This window comes from Streptomyces sp. NPDC002742 (assembly GCF_042888885.1).
Classification (GTDB): domain Bacteria; phylum Actinomycetota; class Actinomycetes; order Streptomycetales; family Streptomycetaceae; genus Streptomyces.
The window spans coordinates 121,017-135,802 of record NZ_JBIAQF010000015.1; the positions used below are offsets into that span (position 1 = coordinate 121,017).

Sequence of the window (14,786 nt, forward strand, 5' to 3'; positions counted from 1 at the left end):
CTATTCGAGAAGCTCCGCGTACGAACCCATGGCGAGGGCGATGTCCGCCTGCGCCCAGAAGCGGTGGTACGTGAAGGAGGGCGCGGCGCCGCCCGCCAGATAGCTCTGGATCTTCGACCAGGCCGGGTCGTTCTTGTAGAAGGACCGCAGAGAGGCGAAGGTCGAGGACGAGTTGATCGCGTCTCCGTTCGGCATCGTGCCGGTGAAGGTGCTCGGCACGTACACGCTGTCGTCGAAGCGGTTGTAGTCGGCGCGGGTCTCCGGGACGGCTATGCCCAGACCGTCCTGGTAGTTGTTCCACATGCCGTCGAGGAGCGCCTTGGCCGTCGTCTTCGCCTGGGCGTTGCCGGACTTGGCGGCGTAGTACGACAGGGTCTTGGCGTACGCGGCGGCCACGCCGACGTCGTTCGTGTAGTCGGCGACGGTGACGTGAAGTCCGCTGTTGGCGCCGGGACTCGACGCGTTCCAGGTGTCCGGGGCGCCGGACCACTGGAGCGTGGAGGGGATCTGGTAGGTGCCGTCCGGGTTGATCGTGGTCTTGGACAGCGCCCACGCGACCCACTTGTCGAGGACCGCCTTGGCGCTCGCGTTCCCCGTCTGCTGGTAGTACTCGGCGACCCGCTCCATGGACCACGCCTGGAAGCCGAACCACTGGTTGGACGGCGGGTCGTGGTACACCGGCTGCTGGTCGTAGTACATGCCGTAGAAGGTCGGCGTGCCGGCGGGAGGCGTCGCGTAACGGCCTGCCCAGCTGTTGGTGGCGCCGCCCGCGATGGCGCCCTCGTTCGACTGGAGCCAGCGGTAGAACTCCAGTTGCCGGGTCAGCGAGGTGGCCCAGTCCGAGGCGCCGGTCGCGGACTTGGGCTTCAGGTCGGTGTTGGTGCTGAGCGCGTAGGCGGCCAGCGGGTTCTGGTAGCCGCCGTGGGTGTGGCTGGAGCCGATGCGCCAGGCCCAGCCGGCCGAGGTGTCGTTCGCGCCGCCCCAGGCGTAGTACCAGGAGAGCAGATAGTGCGAGGCGTCCTTGCCGGTGCCTGCCGGGCAGGTCGTCGGGCCGACGCAGTTGCCTATTTTCTTGAAGTACTTGTCGTACATGGCGTAGCGCAGGTAGTCGCCCATCTTCGCCGCCTTGCCGACCGTCGTCGAGACGTCGGCGCTCTTGCCCTGTGCCTTCGCCCACACGTCGGCCCAGTAAGCGGCCTGCACCGCACGCGCGTCGGCGTCCGGAGCGTCCGTGTACTTCCACTGCTTCGCGTACGAGGAGTCTCCCGTGAAGAGATCCAAGTACCCGTTCTTTCCGCCGTACTTGAAGGAGTCGCAGGTCGGCTGCGGCACCGTCTCCCACACCGACTCCTGCGCGCCGCGCTGGAAGGTGTTGATGTACGACGGACCGGTCGCGGTCGGACCCGCCTCGCACTTGCCGGGCTCATTGCCGTAGCCGTAGGTGTTGTCCACGTCCTGGAGCCAGTGCATGCCGTACACGTCGTCCGTGCCGTACGCGCTCTTCAGCTCGGCGGCGATCGGGTCGGAGCCGACCGAGACACCGGTGTCGAGCTTGGCCGGATACTCGTTCGGGGTGTCCAGCTCGGGCGCGTAGGTGGCCGGCTTGGAGGCGTTGTAGAAGGAGTTCGTCGGCTGGTCGGCGTGCGTGGGGATCATGTACGTCTCCATGGTCGTCCACGCGGCGTTGAACTTCGACCAGTCGCCGGTGACCTTCCCGTACATCGCCTGCAGCCAGATCAGATAGCTGTACGCCTCCGACGTCGTCTCATGACCCTGGTCCGGCGCCTCGACGATCAGCGTCTCCACCGAGTGATAGGGAATGCCCTCGGGGGAGAAGTAGCCGTTCGCCGGGTTGGTGATCTTGCCGTAGAGGTCCAGGAAGCGCGCGTCGTACGCCTTCGACGCGGCCAGTTCCGTCACCGTCACGGTGGCCTTGGCCTGACCGGTCGCCGAGGCGGTGAAGGTCGCGGCCCCGGTGCCCGAGGCGTCGGCGGTGATCGTCACCGTCTGGGCCGTGTTCCAGTTGGACGGGGTGAAGGTCAGACTCGAACCGCCGGTGACGGACAGTCCGGTGTTGCCGTCCGTACGGGCCACCGCCACGCTCACGTTGGCGCTCGGCTGGGTCGAGAGCTTCACGGTGAAGGTCCCCGACTTGCCCTGCTGGACTCCGAGTTGGGTCGGCGAGGCGACGATGGCGGGCCCCGAGGCGACCGTGATGCCGGCCGGTACGGACTCCGCCGACGCGCCCAGGCTGTCGTACGCCTTCGCGAGGACGGAATGACTGCCCACGGCCAGTCCGGACGCCGACAGCGTGTACGGCGAGCTGGTGTCGGTGCCGAGCAGGGTCGTGTCGTCGTAGAACTCGACCTTGGAGATGGTCGCCCCGTCGGCCGCCGCCGCGGTCGCGGCCAGCGGGACGGCGTCGCCCTGGGTGTAGACGGCGCCCGCCGCGGGGCTGGTCAGCACGGTGATCGGTGGCTGATGCGCGCCGGTGCAGGTGGTGCCGTTGACGGCGTAGGAGGCGGGGGCGGTGTTGGTGCCGCTGTAGGTGAACTGCGCGCCGGTGGTCACGGCGGTCCCGGCGCCGATCGTCCCGTTCCAGGAGGCGTTCTTCACGGTGACCGACTTGCCGGACTGGGACCAGGTGCCGTTCCAGCCGTTGGTGAGCGTCTGGTTGCCGGTGTAGGCGTAGGTCAGGGTCCAGCCGTTGATGGCGTCGGTGCCCCGGTTGGTGATCGTCAGATCCGCGGTGAAACCGGAACCCCAGTCGTTGGTCTTGTAGTCGACGCTGCACTGAACCGTGGCCGCGTGTGCGGGAGTCGTACCGGTCGCCAGCGTCGTGAGCGGGAGGGCGAGTGCCGCCACTACGGCGGTCCAAAGCCGTCTTGAACTGCGACGACGTCTCCATCGAGGGCTCGGATCCATGGTGCTGGTTCCTCCTTGCGGCTCGGAGAAGGGGGGGAGGAGCAACAAGCTTTGAACCAGTGGGAGCGCTCCCATATTGGAGAGAGGGGTGTGAGGGGTCAAGGTGCTTGAAGAGTCGAAATGATTCGATTGATCAACAGTGCAACTCCTCTGTCCAACAACGGAACTTGGCGCTAGCTTCATCGGCACCAGTGGGAGCGGTTCCATCAGTCGGCGCGTCGATCACGGCGCGCCAGAGCTGCAAGGAGTCGCTTCATGCGTCACCCCCCGCGTTTGTCTCTTTTAGTGATCGGCGCCGCGGTCGCCCTTGTGGGCACGGCCGTCGCGCCGGTCGTCACGGCTTCGGGAGCAACTCCCGCGTGCACGGTGGAGTACTCGGTCACCGGCCAGTGGGACACCGGCTTCCAGGGCGCCGTGAAGATCACCAACAACATGGCCGCGCTCAGCGGTTGGAGTCTCGGCTTCGACTTCCCGGGCGGCCAGAAGGTCACCCAGGGCTGGAGCGCCAAGTGGTCCCAGTCCGGTACGACGGTGACCGCGTCCAACGAGAGCTGGAACGGCTCGCTGGCGACCGGCGCGAGCGTCAGCGCCGGGTTCCTCGCCTCCTGGTCGGGAAGCAACGCGGTGCCGACGGCCTTCCGGCTCAACGGCACCACCTGCAATGTGGACGTCCAGCCGACGCCGACGCCCACCCCGACCGACCCGCCGCCGACCGGCGGTGAGCCGCCGAAACTGCACGTCTCGGGCAACAAGCTGGTCGACTCCGCGGGAGCCACCCGCAGGATGCTCGGCGTCAACCGCTCCGGCGGCGAGTTCATGTGCGTCCAGGGCTACGGCTTCTTCGACGGCCCCGTCGACGACGCCTCGGTCAAGGCGATCGCCGACTGGAAGGTCAACACGGTCCGCATCCCGCTGAACGAGGAGTGCTGGCTCGGCCTGTCCAACATCAAACCGGAGTACGCCGGCGCCAACTACATCGCCGCCGTCAAGGACCTGGTGGCCAAGGTCGAGGCGCACGGCATGACCCCGCTCGTCGAACTGCACTGGACGTACGGCCAGTACACCGGCAACTCGGCGGGCTGCTCCGACGTGCACGCCACCTGCCAGAAGCCGATGCCCGACGCGCAGTACACCCCGTCCTTCTGGGCCTCGGTGGCGAGCACCTTCAAGGACGACCCGGCCGTCGCGTTCGACCTGTTCAACGAGCCCTACCCGGACCGCGCGACCTCCACGACCACCCAGGCGTGGACCTGCTGGCGCGACGGCGGCACCTGCCCCGGCATCTCCTACCCGGTCGCCGGAACGCAGAGCCTGGTCGACGCGGTACGCGGCACCGGCGCCAAGAACCTGATCCTGGCCGGCGGTCTCGCGTACTCCAACGACCTGAGCCAGTGGCTGACGTACAAACCGAGTGATCCCACGGGCAATCTCGTCGCCGCGTACCACGTCTACAACTTCAACACCTGCGCGAGCGAGAGCTGCTGGAACTCGACTCTCGCCCCGGTGGCGGCCCAAGTCCCCCTCGTGGCGGGGGAGATCGGGGAGAACACCTGCTCCCACTCCTTCGTCGACACCGTCATGAAGTGGTTCGACGACCGGGGGCTCTCGTACCTCGGCTGGACCTGGAACACCTGGGACTGTTCCTCCGGTCCGTCGCTGATCTCGAACTACGACGGAACTCCGACCTCCTACGGCATCGGGCTGCGCGACCACCTGCGCGCCCTCAACGGATAGGAACCCGCACATGAGCCGCGCAAGAACAGCACTTCTCGGGGCACTCGCCCTGATCGCCGCGGGATCGGGCGCCGCTTCCGCGGTCCCCGCGGACGTCGGCACCAACGCCGTCGCCTCCATTCCCTGCACCGTCGACTACAAGGTGCAGAGCCAGTGGGACACCGGCTTCACCGCCGCCGTCACCGTCACCAACAACGGCGCCGCCAAGTCCAGTTGGTCGGTGAAGTGGGCCTACGCCGGCAACCAGAAGGTCACCAGCTACTGGAACACCAAGCTCACCCAGAGCGGCACCGCCGTCACCGCGAACAATGAGACGTACAACGGGGCGCTGGCCACGGGGAGTTCGGTCAGCTTCGGCTTCAACGGCTCCTACAGCGGCACCAACGCGCTGCCCACCGCCTTCACGCTCGACGGCGTGACCTGCAACGTCGACGACGGCAGCGGCGGCGGGGGAGGCGGAGGCGGCACCGACCCCTCCGGCAAGGTCGACAACCCGTACGCCGGCGCCAAGGTGTACGTGAACCCGGAGTGGTCGGCGAAGGCCGCCGCCGAGACCGGCGGCAGCCGCATCTCCAACCAGCCCACCGGCGTCTGGCTCGACCGGATCGCCGCGATCAACGGCGCGTCCGGCAGCATGGGTCTGCGCGCCCACCTCGACGCGGCGCTCGCCCAGAAGGGCACCGGCGAAGAGGTCGTCCAACTCGTCGTGTACGACCTGCCCGGACGTGACTGCGCCGCCCTCGCCTCCAACGGCGAACTCGGCCCGACGGACATCGACAAGTACAAGACGCAGTTCATCGACCCGATCGCGGCGATCCTCTCCGACAGCAAGTACGCCTCGCTGCGCATCGTCACCACCATCGAGATCGACTCGCTGCCGAACCTCGTCACCAACACCGGCAGCCGTGCCACCGCCACCGCGAACTGCGACACCATGCTCGCCAACGGCAACTACGTGAAGGGCGTCGGCTACGCGCTCGCCAAGCTCGGCGCGATCCCGAACGTCTACAACTACCTCGACGCCGGCCACCACGGATGGCTCGGCTGGGACGACAACTTCGCCCCCGCCGCCACCGTCTTCAAGCAGGCGGCGACCGCCGAGGGCGCGACGGTGAACGACGTCCAGGGCTTCATCACCAACACGGCGAACTACAGCGCCCTCAAGGAGAACAACTTCACCATCAACGACACGGTGAACGGCACCTCGGTGCGCCAGTCCAAGTGGGTCGACTGGAACCGCTATGTCGACGAGCTCTCCTTCGCGCAGGCGTTCCGCACCCAGCTCGTCTCGGTCGGCTTCAACTCCGGTATCGGCATGCTGATCGACACCTCCAGGAACGGCTGGGGCGGCACGGCACGGCCCGCCGGACCCGGCGCGACGACCAGCGTCGACACGTACGTCGACGGAGGGCGCTACGACCGCCGTATCCACATCGGCAACTGGTGCAACCAGTCGGGCGCGGGCCTCGGCGAGCGCCCCAAGGCGGCACCGGCGACCGGCATCGACGCCTATGTCTGGATGAAGCCTCCGGGCGAGTCCGACGGCTCCAGCACGGCGATCGCGAACGACGAGGGCAAGGGCTTCGACCGGATGTGCGACCCGACCTACACGGGCAACGCCCGCAACGGGAACAACCTCTCCGGCGCGCTGCCGAACGCCCCGCTCTCCGGGCACTGGTTCTCCGCCCAGTTCCAGGAGCTCATGAAGAACGCGTACCCGGCCCTGTGACCGGCTGAGCGCGTGCGGTCCGCCAGGGGTCAGCTCCCCTTCCCCAGCCCCTGGCGGATCGCGAACTCCACCGCCGAATAGTCCCCGTCGGCCCGCTCCAGCTCCAAGGGCGCCGCCGGGGACAGCGGCGGCTGCGCCATGAACCGGGGCCGGCTCCCGTGGTGCGGCTGTGCCGCGTGCACCAGGAACGGATGACACAGGTACACGTCGCCGGGCCGGCCGGTGGCGTACGCGACCGGCCGGTGCGCCGACGCCTCGACCAGGCGCGGCGCGATGTCCAGCCCCGACACACCCTCCTCCCCGTACGGCTCCAGGAGCGGTGGCACGTCCAGGTGCGAGCCGACGCGGATGCGGGTCGGCGCGTCCTCGGGGCCCACCTCGGTGAACAGGAACAGCATCAGCAGCGCGCGATCCCGGGACCTGAGATTGGCGTAGTACCAGGTCGCGCCTTCGGGCAGATAGCTTCCCTCGATGTGCCAGCCCGCGTCGTCCGGCTCCTGTTCGTGCGGGAAACGCAGCGGGAAACTGCCCAGCGAGTAGCGCGGCTCCCAACGGCCCTCGCCGAGCAGCAGGTCGAACGCGTCGTGCAGGGCGGGTGAGTTGACGGCGGCGGCGAAGGGGCCCTGGGCCATCCCGGGGATCCAGCGCACGGGCTCGGTCCAGGTGGCGGGATCGTCCGGGGAGCAGCCCGTCTCCTCCCACAGCAGCCGGACGCAGTCCGCGGCGACCCGCGCCGGAAAGGCGCCCTCGATCCGTACGAAGCCGTCCTCGAGGAATCGCTCCAGCATGACGTCGTCCATTCGGCCATGTTCGATGACGGGTCCCCGCGTGCGCATCCGGTTTTCCGGTGGCCCGCCTTTTGCCGTTCGAGCAACACGACTGGCTGTTTCCGGGAGTGGCGGCGCACGCTGTCCTCATCCCGAGAGAGAGGCTTGTGCCATGACGCAGGACCACAACCACGACCACGGCAGCGGTCACGGCCCGGCACACCAGCAGGGCTCGTCGCCGGACCACGGCCACCACCACGGTCCCGCGCGGAACCAGGGGCACGACCACACCCACATGGATTTCGCCCAGATGCTGCCCCTGCTGGTGGCGGAGGCGGAGCTGTTCACCCCGGCGTACACCGAGGCGGCCGAGTGGCTGCGGGAGCGGCGGCCCGATCCGGGGCTGATCGTGGACGCGGGCAGTGGCCCCGGGGTCATCTCCTGTCTGCTCGCTGAGAAGTTCCCGGGCGCGCGGGTCGTCGCCGTGGACGGCGTCGAGCCCCTCCTGGCGGCGGCCCGGGCCCGCGCCGAGCGGCTCGGCGTCGCCGACCGCTTCAGCACGGTCGAGGCCGAACTCTCCGATGGTGTGGGTGACTTGGAGTTCCCCGCGGACCTGTTGTGGGCGAGCAGGTCGCTGCACCATGTCGGCGACCAGCGGGCCGCGCTCGCCGGTTTCGTCCGGAGCCTGGCACCAGGCGGGACCCTCGCACTGCTGGAGGGCGGCCTTCCCACGCGCTTCCTCCCGCGCGACACCGGCATCGGCCGGCCCGGCCTTGAGTCCCGCATCGACGCGGTGCACGACGAGTGGTTCACCCGCATGCGGGCCGAACTGCCCGGTGCGGTGACGGAGACGGAGGACTGGCCCGCCCTGCTCACCGCTGTCGGCCTGCGCCACACGGCGACCCGCACCTTCCTTCTCGACCTCCCCGCCCCGCTCTCGGACGAGGCTCGCGCCTTCGTCGTCACCGTTCTCACCCGTAGGCGGGACGGCCTCGCCGAAGGGCTCGACCCGCAGGACCTCGCCACGCTCGACCGGCTCCTCGACCCGGACGACAAGGCGAGCGTGCACCACCGCCCGGACGCGTTCGTCCTGACGGCGATGACGGTGTACGTGGGGGTCAAGCCGGAGTAGCGGCGAGCGGCGGCCGAGTGACTTCGCCGCGGAACCGGGCGGCCCCGAGGGGTTGCCGACGGTCGTCGGGCACGCGGCCGGGCACGCCCCCTTTCCTGGACGGCTGCGGCGGCCTCCCGCCGGGGCGGCTGCTGCCGGCGGACCAGCTCGCGGACTCGATCGTCCGGGCGGTGGGACGGCCGACGGGCGTCGACGTGCACACGGTCGTCGTCCGCCCCGAGCGGCCGGCCGGCCCGTCCGATCCGGGCCCGGCGGGGCGAAGGGCGTCCCCGCCGGGCAGACGCTCAGTTGTTGGCCAGGAACTGCTTGGCCAGCGAGTCCCCGAGCGACACGGCCGCGCCGTGGCTCTCGATGGGTGACACCTGCGAGTTCTTGAACAGGATGTAGGTCACGCCGGAATCGGTCCCGCCCGTCTCGGGGTCGGGGTCGACGCCGAGCGCGTTCGCCGTGGCGTAGGACGCCTCGCCGATGATCTGCGTCGGTCCGGTGTCACCGACCACCGCGTACTCGACCTTGCCGTTGTATATGACGGCGACCACACCACCGCCCTTGATCCCCGAACTCGTGTACTTCCAGATGCCGCTGGTGCTCGGGACGACGACATAGGGCAGCGAGTCGGCACGCAGCGGCTGGCCGTTGGACTGGTGGAAGGCGGTGTCGTCCTGGAACCAGGGGTCGGTGTTCGCGTTGCACTTGCCGGTGACCTGGCCGTCGCAGTCGACGTCCATGTCGGCCTTCCAGAACACGGCGCCGTTCTTGCCGCAGACGGGGATCGTGGCCGAGGTCTCTTCGTCGGTCTTGTACTTCCCGCTCGATATCTGCGAGCAGGACGTCACCTTGGCGAGGAGGGCGGCCGCGCTGACCGAACCCTCCTGTGCCGAGCGGGGGCCGGCGGTGCCGGAGGCGCTCGCCGGGAGCGCGGCGACGGCGAGCAGCGCCGCGCCGACGGCCGCGGACAGGGTCAGTGTTCGAGTGCGCACTGTGGGGGACCCTTCTGTTAGGAAACTTTCCTTACCGGGTTGCCGTACAAGGTGGCCCTGCTTGCATGACCGCGTCAAGACCTGTCGCCGAGTTGGTCCGGTCCAAGGACGCGAAAAAGCCGCCGGCCCGGATGCGGCGAGCATCCGGGCCGGCGGCAGACCGCGGGCGGGTCGGTCAGCCGATGTCGAAGGTGGCCGGGTCCGGGCCGATGCGGCGGTCCTCGTTCAGGGCCGAGATCGCCGCGATGTCCTCGGCGTCCAGGGAGAAGTCGAAGACATCGATGTTCTCCTTGATCCGGGACGGGGTCACGGACTTCGGGATCACGACGTTGCCCAGCTGGAGGTGCCAGCGCAGCACGATCTGGGCCGGGGTGCGGCCGTGCTTCTGGGCGATGGCGACGATCGCCGGGACCTCCAGGAGGCCCTTGCCCTGGCCCAGTGGAGACCAGGCCTCGGTCGCGATGCCCTGCTCGGCGTGGAACTCGCGGGCCGCGCGCTGCTGGAGGTGCGGGTGCAGCTCGATCTGGTTGACGGCCGGGATGACGGACGTCGCGTCGATCAGCTTCGCCAGGTGCTCCGGGAGGAAGTTCGACGTGCCGATGGCCTTGGCGCGGCCGTCGGCGTAGATCTTCTCGAAGGCCTTGAACGTGTCGACGTACATGCCACGGGACGGCGTCGGCCAGTGGATCAGGTACAGGTCGACATAGTCCAGGCCGAGCTTGTCCAGCGAGGTGTCGAAGGCGCGCAGGGCGGAGTCGTACCCCTGGTCGCTGTTCCAGAGCTTGGTGGTGACGAACAGCTCCTCGCGGGCGATGCCGGAGCCGTTGACGGCCTTGCCGGTGCCCTCTTCGTTGCCGTAGATCGCCGCTGTGTCGATGCTGCGGTACCCGGACTCCAGCGCGGTGGCGACCGCTCGCTCCGCCTCGTCGTCCGGCACCTGCCAGACGCCGAAGCCCAGCTGCGGCATCTCGACGCCGTTGTTCAGGATGATCGGGGGGACCTTGCTCACGAGCTCTCGATCCTTCAGTCGTCGGGTGGTACTCGTATCGTGAACGATCACCGGCCGTGATGTGTTCCTGACCGGGCCTCCGGTCGGACGAATCAGAGATTGGCTGAAATGATCTGATCAATCGTGCCGGAACGCCGACGGTCCTCGTCCTGGGAGCGGGTCGGGCGCCCGCCCGGACTACGTCCGGTAGAGCGCCTCGACCTCCGCCGAGTACGCCTTCTCGATCGCCTTGCGCTTCAGCTTCAGCGACGGCGTCAGCAGGCCCTGTTCCTCGCTGAACTGGTTGGCCAGTATCCGGAACGTACGGATCGACTCGGCCTGCGAGACCAGTGTGTTCGCGGCGACCACCGCGCGCCGCACCTCGGTCTCCAGATCGGGGTCGCGCACCAGATCGCCGGCGGACAGCGGCGGCTTGCCGCGCATCTGGAGCCAGTGCTCGACGGCCTCGGAGTCGAGGGTGACGAGCGCGGCGATGTACGGCCGGTCGTTGCCGACCACTATGCACTGCGCGACCAGCGGATGATCGCGCACCCGCTCCTCCAGCACGCCCGGCGAGACGCTCTTGCCGCCTGAGGTCACCAGGATCTCCTTCTTGCGCCCGGTGATCGTGAGGTAGCCGTCCTCGTCCAGGGAGCCGAGGTCGCCGGTGGCGAGCCAGCCGTCGTGCAGCGTGGCGTCGGTGGCCTTGTCGTTGTTGAGGTAGCCCTGGAACACGTTGCCGCCGTTCAGCCAGATCTCCCCGTCGTCCGCGATGTGCACGGTGGTGCCGGGGATCGCCTGACCGACGGTGCCGAACCGGGTGAGCTCGGGCGGGTTGGCCGTGGCTGCCGCCGTGGACTCGGTGAGCCCGTATCCCTCGTAGATGGTCACGCCCGCGCCCGCGAAGAAGAGTCCGAGCCGCCGGTCCATCGCCGAGCCGCCCGACATCGCGTGCCTGACCCGGCCGCCCATCGCGGCCCGCACCTTGGAGTAGACGAGCTTGTCGAAGACCTGGTGCTGCATGCGCAGGCTCGCCGAGGGGCCCGGACCGATGCCCCAGGCCTTGGACTCGACGGCGTCCGCGTAGCGCACGGCGACGTCGACGGCCTTCTCGAAGGGGCCGGATTTGCCTTCTCTCTCGGCCTTGCGGCGGGCGGCGTTGTAGACCTTCTCGAAGATGTACGGCACGGCCAGGAAGAAGGTGGGCCGGAAGGCGGCGAGGTCCGGCAGCAGCGCGGAGGCGTTCAGCTGGGGCTGGTGCCCGAACTTGACCTTCCCGCGGAACGCGGCGATCTGCACCATCCGCCCGAACACGTGCGCGAGCGGCAGGAACAGCAGGGTGGACGCTTCGTCACCGCGCTTGGAGTGGAAGACGGGTTCCCAGCGTGTGATGACGGTGTCCGCCTCGAACATGAAGTTCGCGTGCGAGATGACACAGCCCTTCGGGCGCCCCGTGGTGCCCGAGGTGTAGATGATCGTCGCGGTCGAATCGGGCGTGACCGCGCGGCGGTGCCGGTGGACCACCTCGTCGTCCAGGTGCGCGCCCGCCTCGTACAGCTCGTGCACCGCGCCCACGTCGAGCTGCCACAGCTTGTGCAGCTGGGGCAGCCTGTCGACGACCGTGGCGACGGTCATCGCGTGGTCCTCGTGCTCCACCATGACCGCCGACACCTGTGCGTCGTGCAGCATCCAGAAGACCTGCTCGGCGGAGGACGTGGGGTAGATGGGCACGACCTGGGCGCCGATCGTCCACAAAGCGAAGTCGAACAGCGTCCACTCGTAGCGGGTGGGGCACATGATGGCGACCCGGTCGCCGAAGCGGATGCCCTGGGAGAGCATGCCCTTGGCGAGCGCCAGGACCTCGTCCCGGAACTCGGCCGAGGTGACGTCGCGCCACTCTCCCTGATCGTCCTTGCGGCCGAGCGCGATGTGGAGCGGGTCTTCCTGGGCATGGTCGAAGACGACGTCGGCCAGGCCGCCCACCGGCGGCGCCGACGCCAACGGGGGGTTGGTGAACTCGCGCAATACCGCTCCTCGTGGCGCTCCGCACAGCGCCGTGAAAGCTACCCCACCATGTGACCGGGCGGGAGGGGCCTCGAACCGCCGACGGGTACGGCGTCCGCACAGGTCAACCACGTAAATGCCCCCACAAGGGGAAGGGTAGGACAGAATTCCTTACGGTTCCGTAGGTTTCGGGTCCGTAATCTCCACGGAATCGCTACGACCCGGGGCCGGATCGCGAGGCCACGGGGAGCGGATTCGGAATATTCGATTCCGCCACCGGTGCGGACGCCCTGGCCCTCGTCGCGATGCCGTCGGACGCCGCCCGTCCCCTCCGTGATCGACGGACGCGTCCTAGCTCCGCTGCCCTCTGTGCAACCGGTCCCCGCCTGCGAGGATCGCTGTCGCGAGCGCGTCCGCGGCCCCCTGGGCGGACGGCCGGCGGTGGCCGTGCAGCAGCACGAAGTCGACCTCGCCGAGCTCCGGGAGCCCCGCTCTCTCCGGTACCCGGACCAGGCCGGGCGGTACGAGGCCCCGTGAGTGGGCCATCACGCCGAGACCCGCGCGGGCCGCCGCGATCAGGCCGTTGAGACTGCCGCTGGTGCAGGCGACGCGCCACGGCCGGCCCTGGCGTTCCAGCGCTTCGAGGGCGAGCGCGCGGGTGATGCCCGGGGGAGGGTAGACGATCAGCGGTACGGGGCGGTCCGGGTCCAGGCGCAGCCGCTGGGCGCCGATCCACACCAGACGGTCGTGCCGGACGAGCTCGCCGCGCGGGTCCTCGGGCCGCCGCTTCGCCAGCACCAGGTCCAGATGCCCGGCGGCGAGCTGTTCGTGGAGGGTGCCGGACAGCTCGACCGTCAGCTCCAGGTCCACCTCGGGATGGTCGGAGCGGAATCCCTCCAGGATCTCCGGCAGCCGGGTCAGCACGAAGTCCTCCGACGCGCCGAAACGCAGCCGGCCGCGCAGCCGTGTCCCGGTGAAGAAGGCCGTCGCCTGCTCCTGCACCTCCAGGATCCGCCGCGCGAACCCGAGCATCGCCTCGCCGTCCTCCGTGAGCTCGACGGAGTGCGTGTCGCGCGAGAAGAACTGCCTCCCGGCGGCGTCCTCCAGTCGGCGCACGTGCTGGCTGACCGTGGACTGGCGCACCCCCAGCCGCCGGGCGGCCTGCGTGAAGCTCAGCGTCTGGGCCACCGCCAGGAACGTACGCAGCTGGGAAGGGTCGTACACACCCCCACGTTATCGCGATACGTGATGACAGTCAGAGCGGTATGACGGATTCCCGATCGCGGCCCGTGAGAGGACGATGGAGAGGGCACGACCCGCCGACGACGATCAGAAGAACCGAACCGAGCAACCGAGCAGTGGAGCACCGTGAAACGCCTGCAGTGGCCGAGCTGGATGCCGGTCGACCCCTACATCCTGCTCCTGCTCGGGACGGTGGGCCTCGCCGCCCTGTTCCCGGCGAGCGGTACGGCCGCGGACGTGGCCTCGGGCGCGTCCACGGCCGCCATCGCCTTCCTCTTCTTCCTGTACGGCGCGCGCCTGTCCACCCGTGAGGCGGTGGACGGACTCAAACACTGGCGGCTGCACGGCACGGTGCTGATCTGCACCTTCGTGGCGTTCCCGCTGCTCGGCCTCGCCGCCCGCGGGCTGGAGCCGGCCTTCCTGACACACGACCTCTACACCGGCCTCCTCTTCCTCACGCTCGTCCCGTCGACCATCCAGTCGTCGATCGCCTTCACCTCGATCGCCCGCGGCAACGTGCCCGCCGCGATCTGCGCGGGCTCCTTCTCGTCGCTCGCCGGCATCGTCGTCACCCCGCTGCTCGCGGCGGTCCTGCTCGGCAACAGCGGCGGCGGGTTCTCCGCCGACTCGCTGGTCAGGATCGTGCTGCAGCTGCTGGTGCCGTTCGTGGCCGGGCAACTGCTGCGCCCCTGGATCGGCGCCTTCACCACCCGCCACAAGAAGGTCCTCGGCTACGTCGACCGCGGCTCGATCCTGCTCGTCGTGTACACCGCGTTCAGCGAGGGCATGGTGCAGGGCATCTGGCACCAGGTCAGCGCCGTCCGGCTGGCGGGACTCCTCGTCGTCGAGGCGCTGCTGCTCGGCGTGATGCTCCTCCTGACCTGGTACGGCGCGAAGGCCCTGCGCTTCGGCCGCGAGGACCGGATCGCCATCCAGTTCGCCGGGTCCAAGAAGTCGCTCGCCTCCGGGCTCCCCATGGCCGGCGTCCTGTTCGGCGCGCACGCCTCGCTCGCCGTGCTCCCGCTGATGCTCTTCCACCAGATGCAGCTCATGGTGTGCGCGGTCATCGCCAAGCGCCGCGCCCGCGACCCCGAGGTGACCGGCGGGTCGGGCGAGGCGGGCGGGTCCGCTTCGAAATGGTCGGCCGGCACCGGGGGGACGACGGGCACGGGCGGAACGGCCGGCGGTGCGGGCGGGTCCGGCGGGTCCGGCGGGTCCCAGGTCTCCCCATCCGCGACGTCACGAATCGCGGTCGGTACGGGGACACGTTCCGGCTGAGACTCGC

The 14,786-nt window shown here is 69.2% G+C and carries 10 protein-coding genes and 1 pseudogene; 5 read left to right on the forward strand and 6 right to left on the reverse strand.

What is annotated here, in order from left to right:
* On the reverse strand, positions 1–2,925 hold the full coding sequence (locus tag ACFYW8_RS26730; protein WP_389081081.1) for a glycoside hydrolase family 48 protein: 2,925 nt from the start codon (positions 2,923–2,925) through the stop codon (positions 1–3).
* Positions 2,926–3,180: 255 nt separating this feature from the next.
* On the opposite strand from ACFYW8_RS26730, the gene ACFYW8_RS26735 reads away from it, so the two are divergent.
* Together ACFYW8_RS26735 and ACFYW8_RS26740 are read left to right on the forward strand one after the other, a co-directional pair.
* Complete coding sequence (locus tag ACFYW8_RS26735) at positions 3,181–4,659, forward strand: cellulase family glycosylhydrolase (protein WP_389081086.1); 1,479 nt, start codon at positions 3,181–3,183, stop codon at positions 4,657–4,659.
* 10 nt (positions 4,660–4,669) lie between these two features.
* Positions 4,670–6,388 carry a glycoside hydrolase family 6 protein gene (locus ACFYW8_RS26740; RefSeq protein ID WP_389081089.1) on the forward strand — a complete coding sequence of 573 codons (1,719 nt, stop codon included), beginning with the start codon at positions 4,670–4,672 and terminating at the stop codon, positions 6,386–6,388.
* Positions 6,389–6,417: 29 nt separating this feature from the next.
* Here the strand turns inward: ACFYW8_RS26740 and ACFYW8_RS26745 are convergent, their stop codons facing one another.
* Positions 6,418–7,188, reverse strand: coding sequence for a phytanoyl-CoA dioxygenase family protein (locus ACFYW8_RS26745; RefSeq protein WP_389081094.1), 771 nt, complete (start codon positions 7,186–7,188; stop codon positions 6,418–6,420).
* Positions 7,189–7,327: 139 nt separating this feature from the next.
* Between ACFYW8_RS26745 and ACFYW8_RS26750 the strand changes: the two genes are divergently transcribed.
* Both ACFYW8_RS26750 and ACFYW8_RS26755 read left to right on the forward strand, forming a co-directional pair.
* Positions 7,328–8,287, forward strand: a complete 960-nt coding sequence (locus tag ACFYW8_RS26750; RefSeq protein WP_389081100.1) for a methyltransferase domain-containing protein — start codon at positions 7,328–7,330, stop codon at positions 8,285–8,287.
* A gap of 89 nt (positions 8,288–8,376) precedes the next feature.
* Positions 8,377–8,505 (forward strand): annotated as a pseudogene (locus tag ACFYW8_RS26755) (short-chain dehydrogenase); the annotation flags it as partial.
* 66 nt (positions 8,506–8,571) lie between these two features.
* On the opposite strand, the gene ACFYW8_RS26760 reads toward ACFYW8_RS26755, so the two are convergent.
* The 4 genes from ACFYW8_RS26760 to ACFYW8_RS26775 form a co-directional block, all read right to left on the reverse strand.
* On the reverse strand, positions 8,572–9,267 hold the full coding sequence (locus ACFYW8_RS26760) for a glycoside hydrolase family 75 protein (protein WP_365872454.1): 696 nt from the start codon (positions 9,265–9,267) through the stop codon (positions 8,572–8,574).
* Positions 9,268–9,442: 175 nt separating this feature from the next.
* Positions 9,443–10,234 (reverse strand): aldo/keto reductase, encoded by a 792-nt coding sequence (locus ACFYW8_RS26765; RefSeq protein WP_365872615.1) that lies wholly within the window; start codon positions 10,232–10,234, stop codon positions 9,443–9,445.
* A 219-nt stretch (positions 10,235–10,453) separates the two neighbouring features.
* Positions 10,454–12,280, reverse strand: a complete 1,827-nt coding sequence (locus ACFYW8_RS26770; protein ID WP_365872456.1) for an AMP-dependent synthetase/ligase — start codon at positions 12,278–12,280, stop codon at positions 10,454–10,456.
* A gap of 330 nt (positions 12,281–12,610) precedes the next feature.
* Positions 12,611–13,483: a LysR substrate-binding domain-containing protein gene (locus tag ACFYW8_RS26775; protein WP_389081113.1), complete on the reverse strand. Its 873-nt coding sequence runs from the start codon at positions 13,481–13,483 to the stop codon at positions 12,611–12,613.
* Between the two features lie 144 nt (positions 13,484–13,627).
* Here ACFYW8_RS26775 and ACFYW8_RS26780 point away from each other — a divergent pair, with 144 nt between their 5' ends.
* On the forward strand, positions 13,628–14,779 hold the full coding sequence (locus tag ACFYW8_RS26780; protein ID WP_389081117.1) for a bile acid:sodium symporter family protein: 1,152 nt from the start codon (positions 13,628–13,630) through the stop codon (positions 14,777–14,779).
* Positions 14,780–14,786: the final 7 nt, after the last annotated feature.